General features: G+C 58.2%; 20 protein-coding genes. 6 read left to right on the top strand and 14 right to left on the bottom strand.

Annotated elements, in window-relative coordinates; genetic code table 11:
• Window positions 1–88: 88 nt before the first annotated feature.
• Complete coding sequence (gene sad / locus FHC48_RS00210) at window positions 89–1,477, bottom strand: succinate-semialdehyde dehydrogenase (protein ID WP_031275251.1); 1,389 nt, start codon at window positions 1,475–1,477, stop codon at window positions 89–91.
• Between the two features lie 98 nt (window positions 1,478–1,575).
• Here sad and FHC48_RS00205 point away from each other — a divergent pair, with 98 nt between their 5' ends.
• The gene (locus FHC48_RS00205; RefSeq protein WP_021242502.1) at window positions 1,576–2,454 is read left to right on the top strand and encodes a putrescine utilization regulator PtrR; all 879 of its coding nucleotides are present in this window, start codon (window positions 1,576–1,578) and stop codon (window positions 2,452–2,454) included.
• Here the strand turns inward: FHC48_RS00205 and FHC48_RS00200 are convergent.
• The 3 genes from FHC48_RS00200 to FHC48_RS00190 all read right to left on the bottom strand — a co-directional run bounded on the left by FHC48_RS00200 (window position 2,408) and on the right by FHC48_RS00190 (window position 4,591).
• The gene (locus FHC48_RS00200) at window positions 2,408–2,890 is read right to left on the bottom strand and encodes a GNAT family N-acetyltransferase (protein ID WP_023292427.1); all 483 of its coding nucleotides are present in this window, start codon (window positions 2,888–2,890) and stop codon (window positions 2,408–2,410) included. The genes FHC48_RS00205 and FHC48_RS00200 overlap by 47 nt on opposite strands.
• 92 nt (window positions 2,891–2,982) lie before the next feature.
• A complete protein-coding gene (locus tag FHC48_RS00195; RefSeq protein WP_021242504.1) occupies window positions 2,983–3,774 on the bottom strand; it encodes a PhzF family phenazine biosynthesis protein in 792 nt (263 codons plus the stop codon).
• Window positions 3,775–3,802: 28 nt separating this feature from the next.
• Window positions 3,803–4,591, bottom strand: coding sequence for a PhzF family phenazine biosynthesis protein (locus FHC48_RS00190; RefSeq protein WP_023344136.1), 789 nt, complete (start codon window positions 4,589–4,591; stop codon window positions 3,803–3,805).
• Window positions 4,592–4,768: 177 nt separating this feature from the next.
• Between FHC48_RS00190 and FHC48_RS00185 the strand changes: the two genes are divergently transcribed.
• On the top strand, window positions 4,769–5,965 hold the full coding sequence (locus tag FHC48_RS00185; protein ID WP_023344135.1) for a sugar transporter: 1,197 nt from the start codon (window positions 4,769–4,771) through the stop codon (window positions 5,963–5,965).
• Between the two features lie 95 nt (window positions 5,966–6,060).
• On the opposite strand, the gene FHC48_RS00180 is transcribed toward FHC48_RS00185, so the two are convergent.
• On the bottom strand, window positions 6,061–6,726 hold the full coding sequence (locus tag FHC48_RS00180) for a MarC family NAAT transporter (protein ID WP_008502235.1): 666 nt from the start codon (window positions 6,724–6,726) through the stop codon (window positions 6,061–6,063).
• Window positions 6,727–6,981: 255 nt separating this feature from the next.
• On the opposite strand from FHC48_RS00180, the gene marR reads away from it, so the two are divergent.
• From marR to marB, 3 genes are read left to right on the top strand one after another with little or no spacing between them, the layout of a single operon-like run.
• Window positions 6,982–7,416 (top strand): multiple antibiotic resistance transcriptional regulator MarR, encoded by a 435-nt coding sequence (marR, locus tag FHC48_RS00175; protein WP_008502236.1) that lies wholly within the window; start codon window positions 6,982–6,984, stop codon window positions 7,414–7,416.
• 21 nt (window positions 7,417–7,437) lie between these two features.
• Complete coding sequence (marA, locus tag FHC48_RS00170) at window positions 7,438–7,818, top strand: MDR efflux pump AcrAB transcriptional activator MarA (protein ID WP_072253890.1); 381 nt, start codon at window positions 7,438–7,440, stop codon at window positions 7,816–7,818.
• 33 nt (window positions 7,819–7,851) lie between these two features.
• A complete protein-coding gene (marB, locus tag FHC48_RS00165) occupies window positions 7,852–8,070 on the top strand; it encodes a multiple antibiotic resistance protein MarB (protein WP_008502238.1) in 219 nt (72 codons plus the stop codon).
• Between the two features lie 31 nt (window positions 8,071–8,101).
• Here marB and eamA read toward each other — a convergent pair whose 3' ends face one another.
• Window positions 8,102–9,007 (bottom strand): O-acetylserine/cysteine exporter, encoded by a 906-nt coding sequence (gene eamA / locus FHC48_RS00160; RefSeq protein WP_023327461.1) that lies wholly within the window; start codon window positions 9,005–9,007, stop codon window positions 8,102–8,104.
• Window positions 9,008–9,201: 194 nt separating this feature from the next.
• Here eamA and ydeE point away from each other — a divergent pair, with 194 nt between their 5' ends.
• The gene (gene ydeE, locus FHC48_RS00155; protein WP_023292430.1) at window positions 9,202–10,395 is read left to right on the top strand and encodes an efflux MFS transporter YdeE; all 1,194 of its coding nucleotides are present in this window, start codon (window positions 9,202–9,204) and stop codon (window positions 10,393–10,395) included.
• A 46-nt stretch (window positions 10,396–10,441) separates the two neighbouring features.
• On the opposite strand, the gene zinT is transcribed toward ydeE, so the two are convergent.
• The 8 genes from zinT to FHC48_RS00115 form a co-directional block, all read right to left on the bottom strand.
• Window positions 10,442–11,083, bottom strand: a complete 642-nt coding sequence (gene zinT / locus FHC48_RS00150; protein WP_023617552.1) for a metal-binding protein ZinT — start codon at window positions 11,081–11,083, stop codon at window positions 10,442–10,444.
• Window positions 11,084–11,135: 52 nt separating this feature from the next.
• Window positions 11,136–11,834: an urea ABC transporter ATP-binding subunit UrtE gene (gene urtE / locus FHC48_RS00145; RefSeq protein ID WP_008502242.1), complete on the bottom strand. Its 699-nt coding sequence runs from the start codon at window positions 11,832–11,834 to the stop codon at window positions 11,136–11,138.
• A 9-nt stretch (window positions 11,835–11,843) separates the two neighbouring features.
• Window positions 11,844–12,641 (bottom strand): urea ABC transporter ATP-binding protein UrtD, encoded by a 798-nt coding sequence (urtD, locus tag FHC48_RS00140; protein ID WP_008502243.1) that lies wholly within the window; start codon window positions 12,639–12,641, stop codon window positions 11,844–11,846.
• Window positions 12,641–13,714 carry an urea ABC transporter permease subunit UrtC gene (urtC, locus tag FHC48_RS00135; protein ID WP_059364015.1) on the bottom strand — a complete coding sequence of 358 codons (1,074 nt, stop codon included), beginning with the start codon at window positions 13,712–13,714 and terminating at the stop codon, window positions 12,641–12,643. The genes urtD and urtC overlap by 1 nt, the downstream gene beginning before the upstream one ends.
• Window positions 13,714–15,288 (bottom strand): urea ABC transporter permease subunit UrtB, encoded by a 1,575-nt coding sequence (gene urtB / locus FHC48_RS00130; protein WP_059364014.1) that lies wholly within the window; start codon window positions 15,286–15,288, stop codon window positions 13,714–13,716. The genes urtC and urtB overlap by 1 nt, the downstream gene beginning before the upstream one ends.
• 24 nt (window positions 15,289–15,312) lie before the next feature.
• Complete coding sequence (gene urtA / locus FHC48_RS00125) at window positions 15,313–16,584, bottom strand: urea ABC transporter substrate-binding protein (RefSeq protein ID WP_008502246.1); 1,272 nt, start codon at window positions 16,582–16,584, stop codon at window positions 15,313–15,315.
• 200 nt (window positions 16,585–16,784) lie between these two features.
• The gene (locus tag FHC48_RS00120; RefSeq protein ID WP_023327455.1) at window positions 16,785–17,888 is read right to left on the bottom strand and encodes a cobalamin-independent methionine synthase II family protein; all 1,104 of its coding nucleotides are present in this window, start codon (window positions 17,886–17,888) and stop codon (window positions 16,785–16,787) included.
• A 156-nt stretch (window positions 17,889–18,044) separates the two neighbouring features.
• Window positions 18,045–18,458 (bottom strand): rhodanese-like domain-containing protein, encoded by a 414-nt coding sequence (locus FHC48_RS00115; RefSeq protein ID WP_008502248.1) that lies wholly within the window; start codon window positions 18,456–18,458, stop codon window positions 18,045–18,047.
• Between the last annotated feature and the right edge of the window lie 4 nt (window positions 18,459–18,462).

Below are 18,462 nucleotides of genomic sequence, written 5' to 3'. Positions count from 1 at the left end.
AGACGCGAGCGAGTCTACGAAATGAAAATGACAGAACCATTGCAGATTAATGACAACGGCCCTCGAGATGAGGGCCGACATCGCGGGATTACACGCGATCCTTCCACACCGTCTGCACGTTGCAGAACTCGTGCAACCCAAAGTGGGAAAGTTCGCGGCCAAAGCCACTTTTCTTCACGCCGCCAAAGGCCACGCGCGCATCGCTGGCGCTAAAGCCGTTGATAAACACCCCGCCGCACTCCAGCTCGCGGGAGAAGGTTTCTGCCAGCGCATCACTGGCGGTAAAGACCGTGGCAGACAGGCCAAAATCGCTGTCGTTGGCCAGCATCAGGGCATGCTCCGCGTCTTTCGCGATAGTAATGGCCGCGACCGGACCAAACAGCTCCTGCCGGAAGGCCGTCATCGCCGGGGTGACGTTCGCCAGCACGGTTGGGGCGTAATAATTCCCCTCACCGCTGATTTTCTCACCGCCCAGCAGCAGCGTTGCACCTTCCGCCAGCGTCGCCTGCACCTGCTGATGGAGTTCATCGCGCAGGTCAAAACGCGCCATCGGGCCAATATAGTTTTCTTCCTGGTCCGGCGCGCCCAGCTTCAGCGCAGCAACCGCGTCGACAAAGCGCTGGGTAAAGGTCTTCGCAATACCCTCTTCCACAATGAAGCGTTTGGCCGCCGCGCACACCTGCCCGGTATTCTGGTAGCGGCCTGCTACCGCCGCCTTCACGGCAAGATCCAGGTCGGCATCGTTGAGGACGATGAACGGGTCAGAGCCGCCCAGCTCGAGAACACATTTTTTCAGCGCGGCCCCCGCCTGAGCACCAATGGCAGCCCCGGCACGCACGCTGCCGGTGACGGTCACCGCCGCAATACGACGATCGTTAATCGCCTGGCTGACGCCGTCATTGGTGGCGTTTACCCAGCCGAACACGCCTTCAGGAAAACCGGCATCCGCAAAGATCTGCGCGATAAGCTCCGCCGAGCCGAGGACGTTGGGCGCGTGTTTAAGCAGATAGCTGTTACCTGCCAGCAGAATCGGCACCGCGCCGCGCAGCACCTGCCAGAGCGGGAAGTTCCACGGCATGACCGCGAGGATCGGCCCCAGCGGACGGTATTCAATGACCGCATTCTGGTTTTCGACCAGCGTCGGTTCCGCGTGCAGCATCGCCGGGCCGTGCTCGGCGTACCAGTCGCACAGGCCGGCGGATTTTGCCACTTCTGCCCGCGCCTGCTGAATGGGTTTGCCCATTTCACGGGAGATCGTCTGCGCCATCTCTTCAGCGCGATGACGCAGCGCGGCGCCAAGATCGCGCAGCTTTTGCGCCCGGTGGGAGACGCTTTCGCGACGCCACAGGCGATAGCCCGCATCGGACTGAGAAATCGCGCGGTCAACCTGTTCCGACGTCGCCCACGGATACGCGGCGAGGGTTTCACCCGTTGCCGGGTTGACAGAGAAGGCATGTGTTGCAGAGGAATAAGTCATGGTGCTCTCCACGTTTTTCGGTTGATTCATTGTGGCTCACTCTGCTATTTCTTAAAAATGAATAATACTAACCACCTTATTCACGAAACGAGAACGCTATGGATTTAACCCAGCTTGAAATGTTTAACGCCGTCGCGCTGACGGGCAGTATCACCCAGGCGGCGCAGAAGGTGCATCGCGTGCCGTCAAACCTGACGACCCGCATCCGCCAGCTGGAAGCCGATCTTGGCGTTGAGCTGTTTATTCGTGAGAACCAGCGTTTGCGTTTATCCCCGGCTGGCCATAACTTTTTGCGCTACAGCAAGCAGATCCTCGCCCTGGTGGATGAAGCGCGCATGGTCGTCGCGGGGGATGAGCCGCAGGGGTTATTTGCCCTTGGCGCGCTGGAAAGTACCGCCGCCGTGCGCATTCCTGAAACGCTGGCACAGTTTAACCAGCGCTATCCGCGCATTCAGTTTGCCCTTTCTACCGGGCCGTCCGGGACGATGATTGATGGCGTACTGGAGGGAACCCTGAGCGCCGCCTTTGTCGACGGGCCACTGTCGCACCCGGAGCTGGAAGGAATGCCGGTCTACCGGGAAGAAATGATGCTGGTCACCCCTGCCGGGCAGGCGGAAATCTCACGCGCCGCGCAGGTGAGCGGCAGCGACGTTTATGCCTTTCGCGCCAACTGCTCTTATCGCCGGCACCTGGAGAGCTGGTTTCACGCTGACCGCGCCGCGCCCGGCCGCATTCACGAGATGGAGTCCTATCACGGCATGCTCGCCTGTGTTATTGCGGGCGCAGGCATCGCGCTGATGCCGCGCTCGATGCTGGAGAGTATGCCCGGGCATCATCAGGTTGAAGCCTGGCCGCTGGCAGAAAACTGGCGCTGGCTCACCACCTGGCTGGTGTGGCGACGCGGGGCAATGACCCGCCAGCTGGAGGCCTTTATAGCGCTGCTAAACGAACGTCTTCAACCAGCGCCTTCTCCATAAACAGGCTGAGCGGATCGTCAACGTACGGAGGAAACGCCGGACGCAAATCGTATCCGCACTGTTCATAAAGACGCACCGCGGCGCGCTGCTTGATGCCCGTCTCCAGCCGTACCGTATGGCAATGACGGCTCAGGGCCTCATCTTCCAGGGCGGCCAATAGCGTCTCCCCAAGGTGCTGCCCACGATGGGCCGGATCGATATAGACCCGCTTCATCTCCCCCGTACCGTCGCCGTTGAGCACGATGGCGCCACAGCCAACGGCCTGAAGCTGCTGGTCGCGAATGACCATCAGGATCAGCGACGTTTCCGGCAGCGCAGCCAGATCGATCAGATGATTGCTTTCGGCGGGATAGAGTTCGCTCTGATAGCGGTCCAGCGCCGCGATCAGGCTGAGAATGTCCGGGTGACGTGCAGATTCAGAGGTAATAGAATACATGGCAGGCTCCTTGCTTTTTTTGTGAGGCTAAATGTCAACATAGCGCAGGCCTGCCAGGGTGCTTCATACAATTAACTTATCGTACCGCTCCGTTAGCGCAAAAAGATTTTCCCTTTCAGGTACAGGGTGGCCTGACCGCCAATCAGCACGCGGTCGCCCTTCATTTCGCAGCGCAGATCCCCGCCACGGTGCGCCCCCTGGTGGGCATAAAGTGACGTTTTACCCAGCTTTTCGCTCCAGTATGGGATCAGCATGCTGTGGGCGGATCCGGTAACCGGATCTTCCGGCACCCCTTCCCCCGGGCAGAAGAAGCGGCTGACGAAGTCATATTTTTCGCCCGGTGCCGTCACGCAGACCATTTTATCCAGCGGGATCATCGCCCCAATATCCGGCGTTAACGCTTCCACCTGCTGCTGGCTCTCCAGCACCACCAGGTAATCACGTCCGACGCGCACCTCTTTTGCGTCTGGGATGCCCAGCGCGCTAAACAGCAGCGCAGGTGGGTTCTCGACCACCTCCGTTGACCACGCGGGGAAGTTCAGCGTCAGCCAGTCGCCGCTGCGTTTGACCGTCAGTTCGCCCACGAAGCGCGTGGTGAAGGTAATTTCAGTGTGCGGATAGTCAAGGTATTCGAAAATAACGTGCGATGCGGCAAGCGTAGCATGGCCGCACAGGTTAATTTCATCGAGCGTGGTAAACCAGCGCAGTTCAAACCCACCGTCGGTGCGTACAAAAAAGGCGGTCTCAGACTGGTTATGCTGCTGCGCCATTTTGAGCAGCGTCTCGTCCGGCAGCCACGCTTCCAGAGGACATACCGCTGCCGCGTTGCCGCCAAAGGTTTTGTCGCTGAAGGCATCCACCAGATAAAAATCAATTTCCTGCATTGTCTCTTCCTCTCTTGTTATGGGTTATTTAGCGCAGAAAAACTGTGCCTTTCAGATAAAGTGAAGCCTGCCCGCTCATCAGCACGCGCGAGCCTTTCAGCTCACAGCGCACGTCGCCGCCGCGCGCGGAAACCTGACGGGCAAGCATGGCTGTTTTCCCCAACCGTTCACCCCAGTATGGGATCAGCATGGTGTGCGCGGAGCCGGTGACCGGGTCTTCCGGAACGGATACCCCGGGGGAGAAAAAGCGGCTGACAAAATCGTATTCCCCCTCACCCCGTGCCGTCACGCTCACCTTATGCTCGCCCGGCGTCATCGCCGAAAAGCGTGGCGCGAGCGCTTCAACCTGCTGGCGATTGTCCAGCACGATCAGCCAGGCGCGCCCTTTGCGGGCTGCAACGTAATGACGGATACCGAGCGCCGAGAGCATCTCCGGCGGCGGCGTATCTTCATGGGTTGGACATGCCGGGAAGTCCAGCGTCATCCACTCCCCCTCCCGGCTGACCGTCAGGCGGCCAGAGGCGGTATCAAAGTGGATCCGCGAGTCGGGGTATTCCAGTTCATTAAACAGAACGTACGCGGCGGCAAGGGTGGCGTGGCCGCAGAGATTGACTTCGGTAAGCGTGGTAAACCAGCGTAGCTCAATGCCTCCTTTAGTGCAGACGAAAAAGGCCGTTTCCGACTGATTATGCTGCTGTGCCATTTTCAGCAAGGTCTCATCGGGTAACCATTCCTTGAGCGGACAAACGGCGGCCGGGTTGCCGCCAAACGTGGTATTGCTGAACGCATCGACCAGATAAAAATCAATCTCCTGCATTGTCTTACCGCCTGTTTTTATTGTGTTGTTCTTTTATATTCAATGAAAACAGCGCTCCCGGCTACCGCTTTCATAAGGTAAATATTGAGATCTGCGTCACATAGTGGTTGAGTTTTCGCCATTCAACGTTTTAAGATCGTCTCCTCTTCTTTTCAGCAACGAATCTCCGACATCCCTATGACAACGAACACAGTTTCCCGCAGGGTTGCGTGGCTACGCGTGGTCACGCTGGCCATTGCCGCGTTTATTTTTAACACCACAGAATTTGTGCCGGTTGGGCTGTTGTCTGACATCGCTAACAGTTTCCAGATGGAAACGGCGCAGGTGGGCATTATGTTGACCATTTACGCCTGGGTGGTGGCGCTGATGTCCCTGCCGTTCATGCTGCTGACCAGCCAGATAGAGCGGCGCAGGCTGCTGATCGGTCTGTTTGTCTTGTTCATCGCGAGCCACGTGCTGTCGTTTATGGCGTGGAATTTTACGGTGCTGGTCATCAGCCGCGTCGGTATCGCCTTTGCCCATGCGGTGTTCTGGTCGATCACCGCGTCGCTGGCGATTCGCCTGGCACCGGCGGGTAAACGCGCGCAGGCGCTAAGCCTGATTGCTACCGGTACCGCACTGGCGATGGTGCTGGGCCTGCCGATTGGCCGCATCGTGGGGCAATACTTCGGCTGGCGTACCACCTTCTTCGCCATCGGCATGGGCGCGCTGGTGACGCTGGTGTGTCTGATTAAGCTACTGCCCGCGCTGCCGAGCGAGCATTCCGGCTCGCTGAAAAGCCTGCCGCTGCTGATGCGTCGCCCTGCGCTGCTGAGCATCTACCTGCTGACCGCCATCGTGGTAACGGCCCATTACACGGCGTATAGCTACATTGAACCGTTTGTGCAGGTGGTAGCAGGCTTTAGCGCCAACTTTGCCACCGTCTTACTGCTGATCCTCGGCGGCGCGGGGATTATTGGCAGCGTGCTGTTCGGCAAGCTGGGTAACCGGCATGCCTCCTCGCTGGTAAGCAGCGCTATCGGCCTGCTGCTGGCCTGTCTGCTGTTGCTGATGCCCGCCGCGGGCAGTGAAAGCCATCTGGCGATCCTCAGCCTGTTCTGGGGCGTGGCGATCATGATTATTGGCCTGGGCATGCAGGTGAAGGTGCTGGCCCTGGCGCCGGATGCGACGGACGTCGCCATGTCGCTGTTCTCGGGAATTTTCAATCTGGGGATTGGCGCGGGTGCGCTGGTGGGAAACCAGGTCATCCTGCACGTATCGATGTCGGCGATTGGCTATCTGGGTGCCATTCCGGCGCTGATGGCGCTGATCTGGTCCGTGCTTATCTTCCGTAAGTGGCCGGTGGCGCTGGAGGAACAGGGGCAGCACGGGTGAGGTTTGTTTGTGCCGGGTGGCGCTGCGCTTACCCGGCCTACAAAAAGACGGATTTCGTAGGCCGGGTAAGGCGAAGCCGCCACCCGGCAATGAACTTAATGGTAAGTCTTAATAATCTCCAGCACGCCGTTAATAATAAACTGCACGCCCATACAGACCAGTAAGAAGCCCATCAGACGGGAAATCGCCTCGATACCGCCCTTGCCTACCCAGCGCATGATGGCGCCGGAGCTGCGCAGCGATGCCCACACGATAATCCCGATAATCGCAAAAATCAGCGGCGGTGCCACCGTCAGCACCCAGTCCGGGAAGGTTGCGCTGTCACGCACCGTCGACGCGGAGCTGATGATCATCGCGATGGTCCCTGGCCCCGCCGTGCTCGGCATGGCAATCGGCACGAAGGCGATATTCGCGCTCGGTTCGGTTTCCAGTTCTTCCGATTTGCTGGTCGCTTCCGGCGACTCATGCGCTTTTTGCGCCGGGAACAACATGCGGAAACCGATAAAGGCCACGATCAGCCCCCCGGCGATACGCAGGCCGGGGATGGAAATCCCGAAGGTATTCATCACCAGTTGCCCGGCGTAGTAAGCCACCATCATGATGGCAAACACATACACCGAGGCCATCATCGACTGATGATTGCGCTCGGCGCTGTTCATATTCCCTGCCAGCCCGAGGAAAAGCGCCACCGTCGTTAACGGGTTAGCCAACGGCAGCAAGACCACCAGCCCAAGGCTGATTGCTTTAATCAAATCCAACATAGTGCGTTGTCGTCCTTATCCATATTTAACACAGCAATTATAGGGGGAAAGTGTGACATTCAGCCATGGGCGCAACGTAACGATTATTTTCCTTCTGAAAAGATAACAGGAAGTTATCCCTATGATTTGAAACACCTTAAAAAAAGTTCATGAAACGTTTTAGCAATTCGTGGCATCGGCTGATTCATTCAGTTGACTTATACTTGCCTGAGCAATAATATCTGCCGTGACTAATTACTTGCCAGGGCAACCATTGTGAAAAGCACCAGTGATATCTTTAACGACGTTGTTCCGCTGGGTCGTCTTATTCATATGGTCAATCAGAAAAAAGATCGCCTGCTCAATGACTATCTGTCACCGCTGGATATCACCGCAACACAGTTCAAAGTGCTGTGTTCCATTCGCTGCGAAGTGTGTATCACGCCGGTTGAGCTGAAAAAGGTGCTCTCTGTCGATCTGGGTGCGTTAACCCGCATGCTCGATCGTCTCGTCTGCAAAGGATGGATAGAACGAAGCCCTAACCCGAATGACAAACGCGGCGTACTGGTGAAGCTGACCAGCGATGGCGCGGCCATGTGCGAGCAATGTCATCAATTAGTAGGACAAACACTGCATCAGGAACTAACAAAAAACTTAACGGCAGATGAAGTGGCAACCCTTGAGCTTTTGCTGAAGAAAATCCTGCCGTAAACAGAAAAAAGAGGTATGACGATGTCCAGACGCAATACTGACGCTATCACCATTCATAGCATTTTGGACTGGATCGAGGATAACCTGGAATCGCCGCTCTCCCTTGAAAAAGTGTCAGAGCGTTCGGGTTACTCCAAATGGCACCTGCAACGGATGTTCAAAAAAGAGACCGGCCATTCATTAGGTCAATATATTCGCAACCGCAAGCTGACGGAGATTGCCCAGAAACTGAAAGAAAGCAATGAGCCGATCCTTTATCTGGCGGAGCGTTACGGATTTGAATCGCAGCAAACCCTGACGCGTACGTTCAAGAACTATTTTGACGTGCCGCCTCATAAGTACCGAATCACCAGCGTGCCGGGCGAATCCCGATACCTGTATCCGTTAAAACACTGTAGTTAATCATCGCCTGTCACAGACGTAACCGAGGAAATCATGAAAGTTATCGCCTCCGCCGCCCTCGCCTTGCTGGTGCTGTTCTCCAGCCAGACCTTCGCGGAGCAAACCCCTCGTGCAACGCAGCAAAATAATCCTGATACGATGATTTTGCCGTCCGCACATGACCAGTCGCCCTATGATTTCAACCATATGGGTGCTGGTAGCGACAAATCCGACGAATTAGGCGTGCCTTATTATAATCAGCACGGCTTCTGATTCGTTTTTGCCCCGCAGACGCGGGGCTTTTTTATGCCTTTTCGCTTACCCGCGTCGTCCGACGAACCCGCAGACCAAACACGTTAATGTACAGCCCGGCCATGATCAGCACGGCACCGAACAGCTGCAGCGCGCTTAGCGTTTCATCCAGCAATATCGCCGCACTGGCAAGCCCTACCACCGGCACCAGCAGAGATAACGGCGCAACGCGCCAGGTCTCATAACGCCCCAGCAGCGATCCCCAGATCCCGTAGCCCACAATGGTGGCGACAAAGGCCAGATAGACGAGAGACAGGATCGTGGTCATATCGATGTCGACCAGACTGTTCAGCATCACCGCCGGACCGTCCAGAATACTCGACGCCAGCAGAAACGGGATAACCGGGATCAGTGCGCTCCACACCACCAGCGACATCACCGCCGGGCGCGCCTCGTGCTGCATGATCAGCTTGTTGAAGATATTCCCGCAGGCCCAGCTCAGCCCCGCCGCCAGCGTCAGCATAAACCCGAGCAGCGCCACGTGCTGACCATTCAGGCTGGCCTCGATCAGCACCAGCACGCCAAACACCGCCAGCGTGATCCCCGCCAGCTGTTTGCCCTGCAGGCGCTCGCCAAACACAAACGCCCCGAGAATAATGGTAAAGAACGCCTGCGCCTGTAACACCAGCGAGGCCAGACCGGCCGGCATACCGAACTTGATGGCGCAAAAGAGAAACGCGAACTGGCCAAAGCTGATGGTCAGACCGTAGCCCAGCAGCAGTTTAAAGGGGATCTTTGGACGCGCCACAAAGAAGATGGCCGGGAAAGCGACCAGCATAAAACGTAAGCCGGCCAGCATCAGCGGCGGCATGTTGTGCAGCCCCAGCTTAATGACCACAAAATTGAGCCCCCATACTACGACCACCAGCAGTGCCAGCAGCCCGTCTTTCCGCGTCATATCCCGCCCCTGAATTATTAATAATTTGTTAACACTTCAAGGTAACAGAAAAAAGTGCGTCACGAGAAGATCATTATTTCTGGCAGGCAGCTGAAGCACTTAGGGATAAATCGGGTGCTATACAAGCCCCTTATGTCATGGTAATCCTGTTAACACACATCGAATAAAAGCATAAGCAACTGTCGGGCAGGAATATGAAACCATCTCTCAGGCGCTCAACCGCAGCGCTGCTGGCATCGTCATTGTTATTAACCATCGGTAGAGGGGCAACGCTGCCGTTTATGACCATCTATCTCACGCGCGTCTACAGCATGAGCGTCGAGAATATTGGTTATGCCCTGACCGTGGCGCTGACCATTGGCGTGGTATTCAGCCTGGGATTTGGCATTCTGGCCGATAAGTTTGATAAAAAACGCTACATGCTGATCGCGATTGTGGCGTTTATCGCCGGATTTGTGGCGATCCCGCTGGTCAATAACGTCACGCTGGTGGTGCTGTTTTTTGCGCTGATCAACTGCGCCTACTCCGTCTTTTCGACGGTGCTGAAAGCCTGGTTCTCCGACGTACTGACCTCCAGCCAGAAGGCGCGGGTCTTCTCGCTGAACTACAGCTTCCTGAACATTGGCTGGACGGTCGGCCCGCCGATTGGCACCTTGCTGGTGATGTACAGCCTGCAGCTGCCGTTCTGGCTGGCAGCCTTCTGTGCCGCCCTGCCGCTGGGCTTTATCCACTTCTTTGTGCAGAAAAGCGTGGCGTTAGATACCGCCGAGGAGAAGACGCCGTGGCAGCCGTCGGTCTTGCTGAAAGATCGCGCGCTGTTCTGGTACACGCTCTCTGGCCTGCTGGCGTCGTACGTGGGCGGGTCGTTCGCGAGCTGTATTTCGCAATACGTTCTCGCTGCACATGCGGACAGCGATTTCGCCGAAAAGGTGGTCGCCGTGGTGCTGCCCGTTAACGCTGCCGTGGTGGTAACGCTGCAATATGCGCTGGGCCGTAAGATCTCAGCCAGCAATATCCGCCCGCTGATGTCCCTCGCCACCCTGTTTTTTATCGTGGGGCTGGGCGGCTTTATGCTCTCCGGGGAAAACCTGGTTTACTGGGGCATCGCTGCCGCCATCTTTACGCTGGGTGAGATTATCTATGCCCCGGGTGAATACATGCTGATTGACAACATTGCGCCACCGGGAATGAAGGCGAGCTATTTCTCCGCGCAGGCGCTGGGCTGGCTCGGCGCGGCGGCAAACCCGATGATCACCGGTATCATCCTGACCAACCTGCCGCACTGGTCGCTGTTTGTGATTATGATGGCCGCGATTATTGTGGCGTGGCTGATGATTTTGCGCGGGATGAGCGTGAAGGCATGGTGCGAGTCACCCAAAGCGGCGTAGCAAATGTAGGCCGGGCAAGGCGAAGCCGCCACCCGGCAATAAAGCATCAGTGGTGCAACATCTCCTCCACCACCTGCTCTTTATACATCTCGTTCGGATAATAGGTCGGCCAGTTATCCATCTCTTTCAGCAGCGCCTCGTGGGAGGTATTGCCCATGAAAATATGGAAGTGCGAAGAGGCCTTCGGTCCGATGGTATGGTCGCTGAACTGCACGAACTTCGGCGCCTTGCTGCCGGCATCCTTGCACTCAAAGAGATAGCGCACGCCTTTCTTGCCCGATGCGTAGGTCAGAATTTTGTAGCCGCTGTAGTCATACTGACAGCTGCTGACCGCCTTGCCTCTGTGGAATTCCATCACGTTATTTTCAATGCCGATGGCATCCACGTCCGTGGCATATCCCGTGCGGTAGTAGGCTTTCACCTCGTCAAAGGTTTTGCTTTTATCCTTCTGCGCTTTCTGCTTAAAGACCGGATCCAGCGAACCATCGAGCAGGAACGGATAGACCGACTGCCAGGTCCCGTCCCAGTCAGACAGCGCTCTGTCCTTAACGTCTTTATCCTCAAACACGCCGTTCGCCGCCTTCTGTTCCGCTTCGGTCATCTGATGGCCGTGCGAGTGAGCAAACAGCTGGCCGCTGACCAGCAGCGCCCCCAGAGTCATGGCAAATTTTCCAATATGTGCAGCCAAAGTAACGCCCTCATTCCGTTTTATAAGAATGGGGATGTTATATTATAACATTTCAGATCGCAACCAGGCCGCGCACCCCCTCCTGCTCCATATTTTCACCCCGCCCGCGCTGAATAATGGTGCCGCGGGACATCAGCAAATAGCTGTCGGCCAGCTCGGCGGCAAAGTCGTAAAACTGCTCAACAAGCAGGATCGCCATGTCGCCTCTGTTTGCCAGGGTGCGGATCACGTGGCCGATCTCTTTAATAACGGAAGGCTGTATGCCTTCGGTCGGTTCATCCAGGATAAGCAGCCGCGGACGACTCGCCAGCGCGCGACCAATCGCCAGCTGCTGCTGCTGACCACCCGAGAGATCGCCCCCGCGACGGTGCTTCATCTCTTTGAGCACCGGGAACAGCTGCCAGATCTCCTCCGGCACCTGCTTCGCCTCGCGGGCGGAAAACCGCGATAGCCCCAGCAGGAGATTCTCCTCCACGGTCAGGCGCGGAAAAATCTCGCGTCCCTGCGGGACATACGCCACGCCAGACTGCACCCGCTGGTGCGGTTTGCTGTGGGTAATCGTTTTCCCCTGCCAGATGACCTCCCCGGTTTTCGCCGGGATCAGCCCCATCAGACACTTCAGCAGCGTGGTTTTCCCCACGCCGTTGCGCCCCAGCAGACAGGTGACTTCGCCGGTGATGGCCTCAAAGCTCACGCCGCGCAGGATATGGCTGCCGCCGTAATACTGATTCAGTTCGTTGACCTGTAGCATTCCCTCTCCTTAACGTCCCAGATAGACCTCAATCACCTGCTCGTTGGCCTGAACTTCGCGAAGCGACCCTTCCGCGAGCACCCGCCCCTGATGCAGCACCGTCACGTGGTCGGCAATCGTTTCAACAAAGCCCATATCGTGCTCCACCACCATCAGGGAGTGTTTGCCCGCCAGCGTTTTGAACAGCTCTGCGGTGTATTCCGTTTCCGCGTCGGTCATTCCGGCGGCGGGTTCATCCAGCAGCAGCAGATGCGGGTCCTGCACCAGCAGCATGCCGATCTCCAGGAACTGTTTCTGCCCGTGGGAAAGCAGCCCGGCCCGTCGGTCGCGCTCCGCGCTAAGGCGCAGCAAAACCAGCATCTCGTCGATCCGGTCACGCTGCTCCCCATTGAGTTTTGCCCGCAGGCTCGCCCAGACGGATTTATCCGTTTTCATGGCGATCTCCAGGTTTTCCCACACCGTCAGCGCTTCAAAAACCGTGGGCTTCTGGAATTTACGCCCGATGCCCTGGCGGGCGATGGCCGCAGGCTCCAGCGCGGTCAGGTCGATGGACTGATCGTAAATCGCCCTGCCGCTCTTTGGCCGCGTTTTGCCGGTGATGACGTCCATCAGCGTGGTTTTACCCGCACCGTTGGGGCCAATCACGCAGCGCAGCTCGCCCACGCCGATATTCAGCGAGAGATCGGTCAGGGCCTGAAAACCATCAAAATTGACGTTAATGGATTCAAGCTGAAGCACCGGGTCAGTCTGGTCCCGGTAGCGATCGCCGGGCAGCTGGCGGGTAAATAATCCTTCCGTTGGCTGCATTATTTCTCTCCCTTACGCAACAGACCGTAGACGCCGCGCGGCAAGAACAGCGTGACGGCGATAAAAATCAGCCCCAGAAACAGCTGCCAGTACTCCGGCATCGCGACGGTGAAGAAACTTTTCGCCCCGTTCACCAGCGCCGCGCCAATCACCGGCCCCACCAGCGTGCCGCGCCCGCCCAGCGCCACCCAGATGGCCGCTTCTATCGAGTTCGTCGGCGACATTTCACCGGGGTTAATAATGCCGACCTGCGGCACGTACAGCGCCCCCGCCAGACCGCACAGCACGGCAGAAAGCGTCCACACCAGCAGCTTGAACCCGCGCGGATCGTAGCCGCAAAAGGTCAGGCGGTTTTCGGCGTCGCGCACGGCGGTCAGGATGCGGCCAAACTTGCTTTTCGCCAGCGCAAACCCGGTGCCCAGGGCCAGAAGCAGCAACAGCACGGTCGCCAGGAACAGCGCGATGCGGGTGGTCGTTTCCGTTACCGAAAACCCGAGCAGCGTGGTAAAACCGGTAAAGCCGTTATTGCCGCCAAACCCGGTTTCGTTGCGAAAGAACAGCAGCATCCCGGCATAGGTCAGCGCCTGGGTCATAATCGAGAAATAGACCCCTTTGATCTTCGAGCGGAAGGCAAACCAGCCAAACACCAGCGCCAGCAGGCCCGGCACCAGCACAATCAGCACCAGCGCCCAGGCAAAGTGCTGGGTGCCCCACCAGAACCAGGGCAGCTCGCTCCAGGAGAGAAACGACATGAACGCGGGCAGACCGTCACCTGACGCCTGGCGCATCAGGTACATGCCCATCGCATAGCCGCCCAGGGCGAAGAAGAGGCCGTGCCCAAGGGACAGCATGCCGGCATAGCCCCACACCAGATCCAGCGCCACCGCCACGATGGCATAGCAGAGGATTTTGCCAATCAGCGTCAGCATCCAGGTCGACAACGCCAGCGGATGCGTCGCAGGCAGTAAGGCGAAAAACGGCAGTATCAGCAAACACACCACCAGCAGGCTGCCCGTTATCTGCGTGGTGCGTGGCGCTTTGCGCGCCAGCGTTAAGGTCAGCGGCTGGCTCATCAGTCAATCACCCTCCCTTTCAGCGCAAACAACCCCTGCGGGCGTTTCTGAATAAACAGCACGATCGCCACCAGAATCACGATCTTGCCCAGCACCGCCCCCATCTGTGGTTCAAGGATTTTATTAAAGATCCCCAGACCAAACGCCGCGGCCACGCTGCCTGCCAGCTGGCCTACGCCTCCGAGCACCACCACAAGGAAGGAGTCGATGATATAGCCCTGGCCCAGCTCCGGCCCGACGTTACCGAGCTGCGATAGCGCCACGCCGCCTAACCCCGCAATCCCGGAGCCAAGCCCGAACGCCAGCATATCGACGCGCCCTGTTGGTACCCCGCAGCAGGCGGCCATGCTGCGGTTTTGCGTCACCGCCCGCACGTTAAGCCCCAGACGGGTTTTATTCAGAATGAGCCAGGTAAAGAACAGCACCAGCAGCACGAAGCCCAGCACCACGATGCGGTTCCACGGCAGCGTCAGGTTGGCAAAAACCTGCACCCCGCCGGAGAGCCATGCCGGGTTCGCCACCTCCAGGTTCTGGGCACCAAAGGTCATGCGCACCAGCTGGATAAGCATCAGGCTGATGCCCCACGTCGCCAGCAGCGTTTCCAGCGGACGACCGTACAGATGACGGATCACCGTGCGCTCCAGCACCATTCCAATGCCCGCCGTCAGGCAGAACGCGACCGGCAAGGCGATAACGGGATAGAGCGCCAGCCACTGGGGCGCAAGCCCGGCCATCGCCTGCTGCACCATCCAGGTCGCATATGCCCCCAGCATCAGCATCTCGCCGTGGGCCATGTTAATCACGCCCAGCAGGCCGTAGGTGATAGCCAGCCCCAGCGCGGCCAGCAGCAGCACCGACCCAAGGGACAGCCCCATAAACGCCTGGCCCAGCAGGTCGCCCCACATCAGGCGGTGTTGGATCTGGCTAAGACTCTCTTCTGCGGCCGCGCGCACCGCGCTATCCGGCTCCGTCTGTGGCAGGGTAAACGGGGTAAGCCTGGACTGCACGTCCGGATCGTCTGACTGGCCTAACAATTCGACGGCCTTGCGGCGCACTTCCGGCTGCGGGCTGGCCAGCTGGAGATTCGCGACCGCCAGCAGCAGCGCCTGACGCGCCACGGCGTCCGTCTCATCGTTCACACGCTTTTCCAGAAAAGCGAGCATCCCGGGCTGGGCATCGCGCTGCAGCTGACGCGCCGCCGCCCGCCTTTCGGTGACACTGTCACTCACCAGCTGATGCGTGGCGATAGCGGTTGCTGCCAGCACGCGCAGCCGGTTCGTCAGGCGCACGGCTTTGGTTGGGCCCTCTGCCGTCTGACTGTCCCCTAGCGGGATGACGTTGCCATCGCGTTGTGCAAAGGCGTGCTTTTGCGTATCGACGTAGAGATTTTCCTTTTGTAGCGCCTCAAGGAGCGGCAGTCTTGACGCATCCGGTGCAGCGGCCCACTGCGTCAACAAATCCGCCTGCTGGCTGCGGCTGGCGGCAACAAAACGATCGGCATCCGATGCCTGCACCATCCCTGGCAGCAGTCCGGAAAGCCATACAAGAGCGATGAACAGGCGCATGGCGTTCATGACGTTTCTCCCTGCGGTGATGGCTTAGTTGCTGGCGGTTTTCATCGGCTGGTCGGGTTTTTTATCATTCCCGGCGATGAACGGGCTCCACGGCTGGGCGCGTACCGGCTGTTCGGTCTGCCACACCACGTTGAACTGACCGTTGCCTTCGATTTCACCGATCATGACCGGCTTGTGCAGATGGTGGTTGGTGGCATCCATGGTGAGCGTAAAGCCTGACGGCGCCTTAAAGGACTGACCGGCCATCGCCGCACGCACTTTGTCCACATCGGTAGTGCCCGCTTTTTCCACCGCCTGCGCCCACATGTGAATACCTACGTAGGTGGCTTCCATCGGATCGTTAGTTACGACGGTATCGGCGTTCGGCAGCTTGTGCGCCTTCGCATAGGCTTTGTAATCCGCTACAAACGCCTGGTTAGTCGGGTTATCCACGGACTCAAAGTAGTTCCAGGCTGCCAGGTTACCCACCAGCGGTTTGGTGTCGATCCCGCGCAGCTCTTCTTCCCCCACGGAGAACGCCACCACCGGCACGTCCGTCGCCTTCAGCCCCTGGTTAGCTAGCTCTTTGTAGAACGGCACGTTGGAGTCGCCGTTGATGGTCGACACCACGGCGGTTTTGCCGCCCGCGGAGAATTTCTTGATGTTGGCGACGATGGTCTGGTAGTCGCTATGGCCAAACGGGGTATACACCTCTTCAATATCCTTATCCTCCACCCCTTTCGAATGCAGGAACGCGCGCAGGATCTTGTTGGTGGTGCGCGGATAGACGTAGTCAGTGCCCAGCAGGAAGAAGCGCTTCGCCGCGCCGCCGTCTTCACTCATCAGGTATTCCACCGCCGGGATGGCCTGCTGGTTCGGCGCCGCGCCGGTATAGAAGACGTTTGGCGACATTTCCTCGCCCTCATACTGCACCGGATAGAACAGCAGGCCGTTCAGCTCCTCGAAAACCGGCAGTACGGATTTGCGCGACACCGACGTCCAGCAGCCGAATACCACCGCCACTTTATCCTGGCTCAGCAGCTGACGGGCCTTCTCGGCAAACAGCGGCCAGTTTGAGGCCGGATCCACCACCACCGGCTCCAGTTTCTTGCCCAGCACGCCGCCTTTGGCGTTGATCTCATCGATGGTCATCAGCGCGACGTCTTTCAGCGGGGTTTCAGAGATGGCCATGGTGCCGGACAGCGAATGCATGATCCCCACCTTGATGGTATCGGCCGCCTGCGCGCCAAAACTCATCCCCATCGCCACGACGGACGCGGATAACGCAAAAGCTTTTAATAAGGTACGACGCTGCATATTTTCACTCCTGAAAAAGAACGCTGTGCGAAAACGTCCGGTACGGCGTGGACGCGGAAAAAAAGTGTCAGCGAAGCAGGAGCAAAAAGAGTGCCAGAATGGAGAAAGCGCTATTTCTGGGAGGGGAACGCCGGATGTAAAGAGAACGACTCAGAATGGTACAGCGCTGCACTTTTATAATGCAGCGCCGTATAACGGGGTTACCAGACTTCGCTGGCAATCTGCGTGACCAGCCGGACTTTGTCCCACTGCTGGGCTTCGCTCAGGCTGTTGCCCTCTTCGGTCGAGGCAAAACCACACTGCGGGCTAAGGCAAATCTGCTCTTTCGCCACGTATTTCGCCGCCTCCTCAAGACGGGCTTTAATTCCCTCCGGATTCTCCAGCTCGCCGTTTTTTGTAGTGATAAGACCCAACACCACCTGCTGTTTGCCCGGGCGAACAAAGCGCAGGGGCGCGAAATCCCCGCTGCGGTCGTTATCATATTCGAGGAAGAAGGCGTCAACGTTGACCGTTCCGAACAGCACTTCCGCTACCGGCTCGTAGCCGCCTTCGGAAATCCAGGTGGAACGGAAATTGCCGCGACAGACGTGCAGTCCGATGGTCAGATCGTCCGGCTTGCCCTCCAGCGCCTTGTTCAGCACGCGGGCATAGATGCGCGCCAGCTCATCGGCGTCGTCGCCGCGCTCGCGGATCTGACGGCGCTGGTCGTCCGAACAGAGATAGGCCCAGACGGTATCATCCAGCTGCAGATAACGGCAGCCCGCGTCGTAGAAGGCCCGGATGGCATCGCGCCACGTGGTCGCCAGGTCATCGAAATAGACGTCAAGGTCCGGATAAACGGTCGCATCAATGTCTTTGCGACCGCCGCGGAAGTGCAGCACGCTTGGGCTCGGAATGGTCATTTTTGGCTGGGCGTTACCGCTGATGCTTTTCAGATAGCGGAAATCGTCCAGCATCGGGTGCTCGCCAAAGCCCAGCTTGCCGGTGACGCGCACGCCGTGGGCTTTGGTTTGCACGCCGTTAAACTGGATGCCCTGCTGGGAATCGTAACGCTCAACGCCCTGAAGACCGTCGAAGAAGTCGAAGTGCCACCAGGCACGGCGAAACTCACCGTCGGTCACCACATGCAGGCCGCACGCACACTGCTGCTCGACGACGTGGCGAATGGCCTCGTCCTCCACCGCGCGAAGCTGCCCGGCATCAATCTCACCGCTGGCAAATTTCAGGCGAGCCTGCTTGATGGCATCCGGGCGTAAAAAACTGCCGACTACGTCGGCGCGGTACGGGGCGTGGTGTCGTTGCATGGAAATCTCCTCAGTCTGCCGGCGATAATTGCCCGCAGTGATAATTCATTATTTGAAGCTTTGGACTTCTGGATGTCTAAATGTCCAAAAACAATGTCATACCTCACCGGTGCCGGCAAACGAGAAAATTTCACGGGTGTTGAAAAAAATTCATCATCACAGCGCGGCGACGGACGCCTCGCTGGCAAACGCGTAGCGTTCATCTTCCCAGCCGGTGATGCCGCCGAGCATGATTTTGACCGGCAGCCCGAGACGCGCCAGCTTCAGCGCGGCTCTGTCCGCGCCGTTACAGTGCGGCCCTGCGCAGTAGACGACAAACAGCGTCCCTTCAGGCCATTGGGCCATGCGCTCAGCGGTCATCTGGCTCCACGGCATATGCAGAGCGCCCGGCACATGGCGACGGGCAAACTGCTCCGGGCTCCCCACCACGTGCAGCAAAACAAAGTCCTGCTCATTATGCGTGATGGCATGATGCACATCGGCGCAGTCGGTTTCGACGCTCAGGCGACGCAGAAAATGGGTAACGGCTTCCTGCGGTTCGGCAGCCGGAAATTCAGTAACATAGCTCATGATC

The sequence above is a fragment of the Enterobacter sp. EC_50 genome (assembly GCF_019584525.1).
GTDB classification, from domain to species: Bacteria; Pseudomonadota; Gammaproteobacteria; order Enterobacterales; family Enterobacteriaceae; genus Enterobacter; species Enterobacter roggenkampii.
This window is presented reverse-complemented; position numbering and strand designations above follow the sequence as displayed.

Excerpts from the sequence above, each read along its gene's own strand:
- sad (WP_031275251.1), bottom strand. The coding sequence starts at position 1,477 with ATGACTTATTCCTCTGCAACACATGCCTTCTCTGTCAACCCGGCAACG.
- FHC48_RS00205 (WP_021242502.1), top strand. The coding sequence starts at position 1,576 with ATGGATTTAACCCAGCTTGAAATGTTTAACGCCGTCGCGCTGACGGGC.
- FHC48_RS00200 (WP_023292427.1), bottom strand. The coding sequence starts at position 2,890 with ATGTATTCTATTACCTCTGAATCTGCACGTCACCCGGACATTCTCAGC.
- FHC48_RS00195 (WP_021242504.1), bottom strand. The coding sequence starts at position 3,774 with ATGCAGGAAATTGATTTTTATCTGGTGGATGCCTTCAGCGACAAAACC.
- FHC48_RS00190 (WP_023344136.1), bottom strand. The coding sequence starts at position 4,591 with ATGCAGGAGATTGATTTTTATCTGGTCGATGCGTTCAGCAATACCACG.
- FHC48_RS00185 (WP_023344135.1), top strand. The coding sequence starts at position 4,769 with ATGACAACGAACACAGTTTCCCGCAGGGTTGCGTGGCTACGCGTGGTC.
- FHC48_RS00180 (WP_008502235.1), bottom strand. The coding sequence starts at position 6,726 with ATGTTGGATTTGATTAAAGCAATCAGCCTTGGGCTGGTGGTCTTGCTG.
- marA (WP_072253890.1), top strand. The coding sequence starts at position 7,438 with ATGTCCAGACGCAATACTGACGCTATCACCATTCATAGCATTTTGGAC.
- marB (WP_008502238.1), top strand. The coding sequence starts at position 7,852 with ATGAAAGTTATCGCCTCCGCCGCCCTCGCCTTGCTGGTGCTGTTCTCC.
- eamA (WP_023327461.1), bottom strand. The coding sequence starts at position 9,007 with ATGACGCGGAAAGACGGGCTGCTGGCACTGCTGGTGGTCGTAGTATGG.
- ydeE (WP_023292430.1), top strand. The coding sequence starts at position 9,202 with ATGAAACCATCTCTCAGGCGCTCAACCGCAGCGCTGCTGGCATCGTCA.
- urtE (WP_008502242.1), bottom strand. The coding sequence starts at position 11,834 with ATGCTACAGGTCAACGAACTGAATCAGTATTACGGCGGCAGCCATATC.
- urtD (WP_008502243.1), bottom strand. The coding sequence starts at position 12,641 with ATGCAGCCAACGGAAGGATTATTTACCCGCCAGCTGCCCGGCGATCGC.
- urtC (WP_059364015.1), bottom strand. The coding sequence starts at position 13,714 with ATGAGCCAGCCGCTGACCTTAACGCTGGCGCGCAAAGCGCCACGCACC.
- urtB (WP_059364014.1), bottom strand. The coding sequence starts at position 15,288 with ATGAACGCCATGCGCCTGTTCATCGCTCTTGTATGGCTTTCCGGACTG.
- urtA (WP_008502246.1), bottom strand. The coding sequence starts at position 16,584 with ATGCAGCGTCGTACCTTATTAAAAGCTTTTGCGTTATCCGCGTCCGTC.
- FHC48_RS00120 (WP_023327455.1), bottom strand. The coding sequence starts at position 17,888 with ATGCAACGACACCACGCCCCGTACCGCGCCGACGTAGTCGGCAGTTTT.
- FHC48_RS00115 (WP_008502248.1), bottom strand. The coding sequence starts at position 18,458 with ATGAGCTATGTTACTGAATTTCCGGCTGCCGAACCGCAGGAAGCCGTT.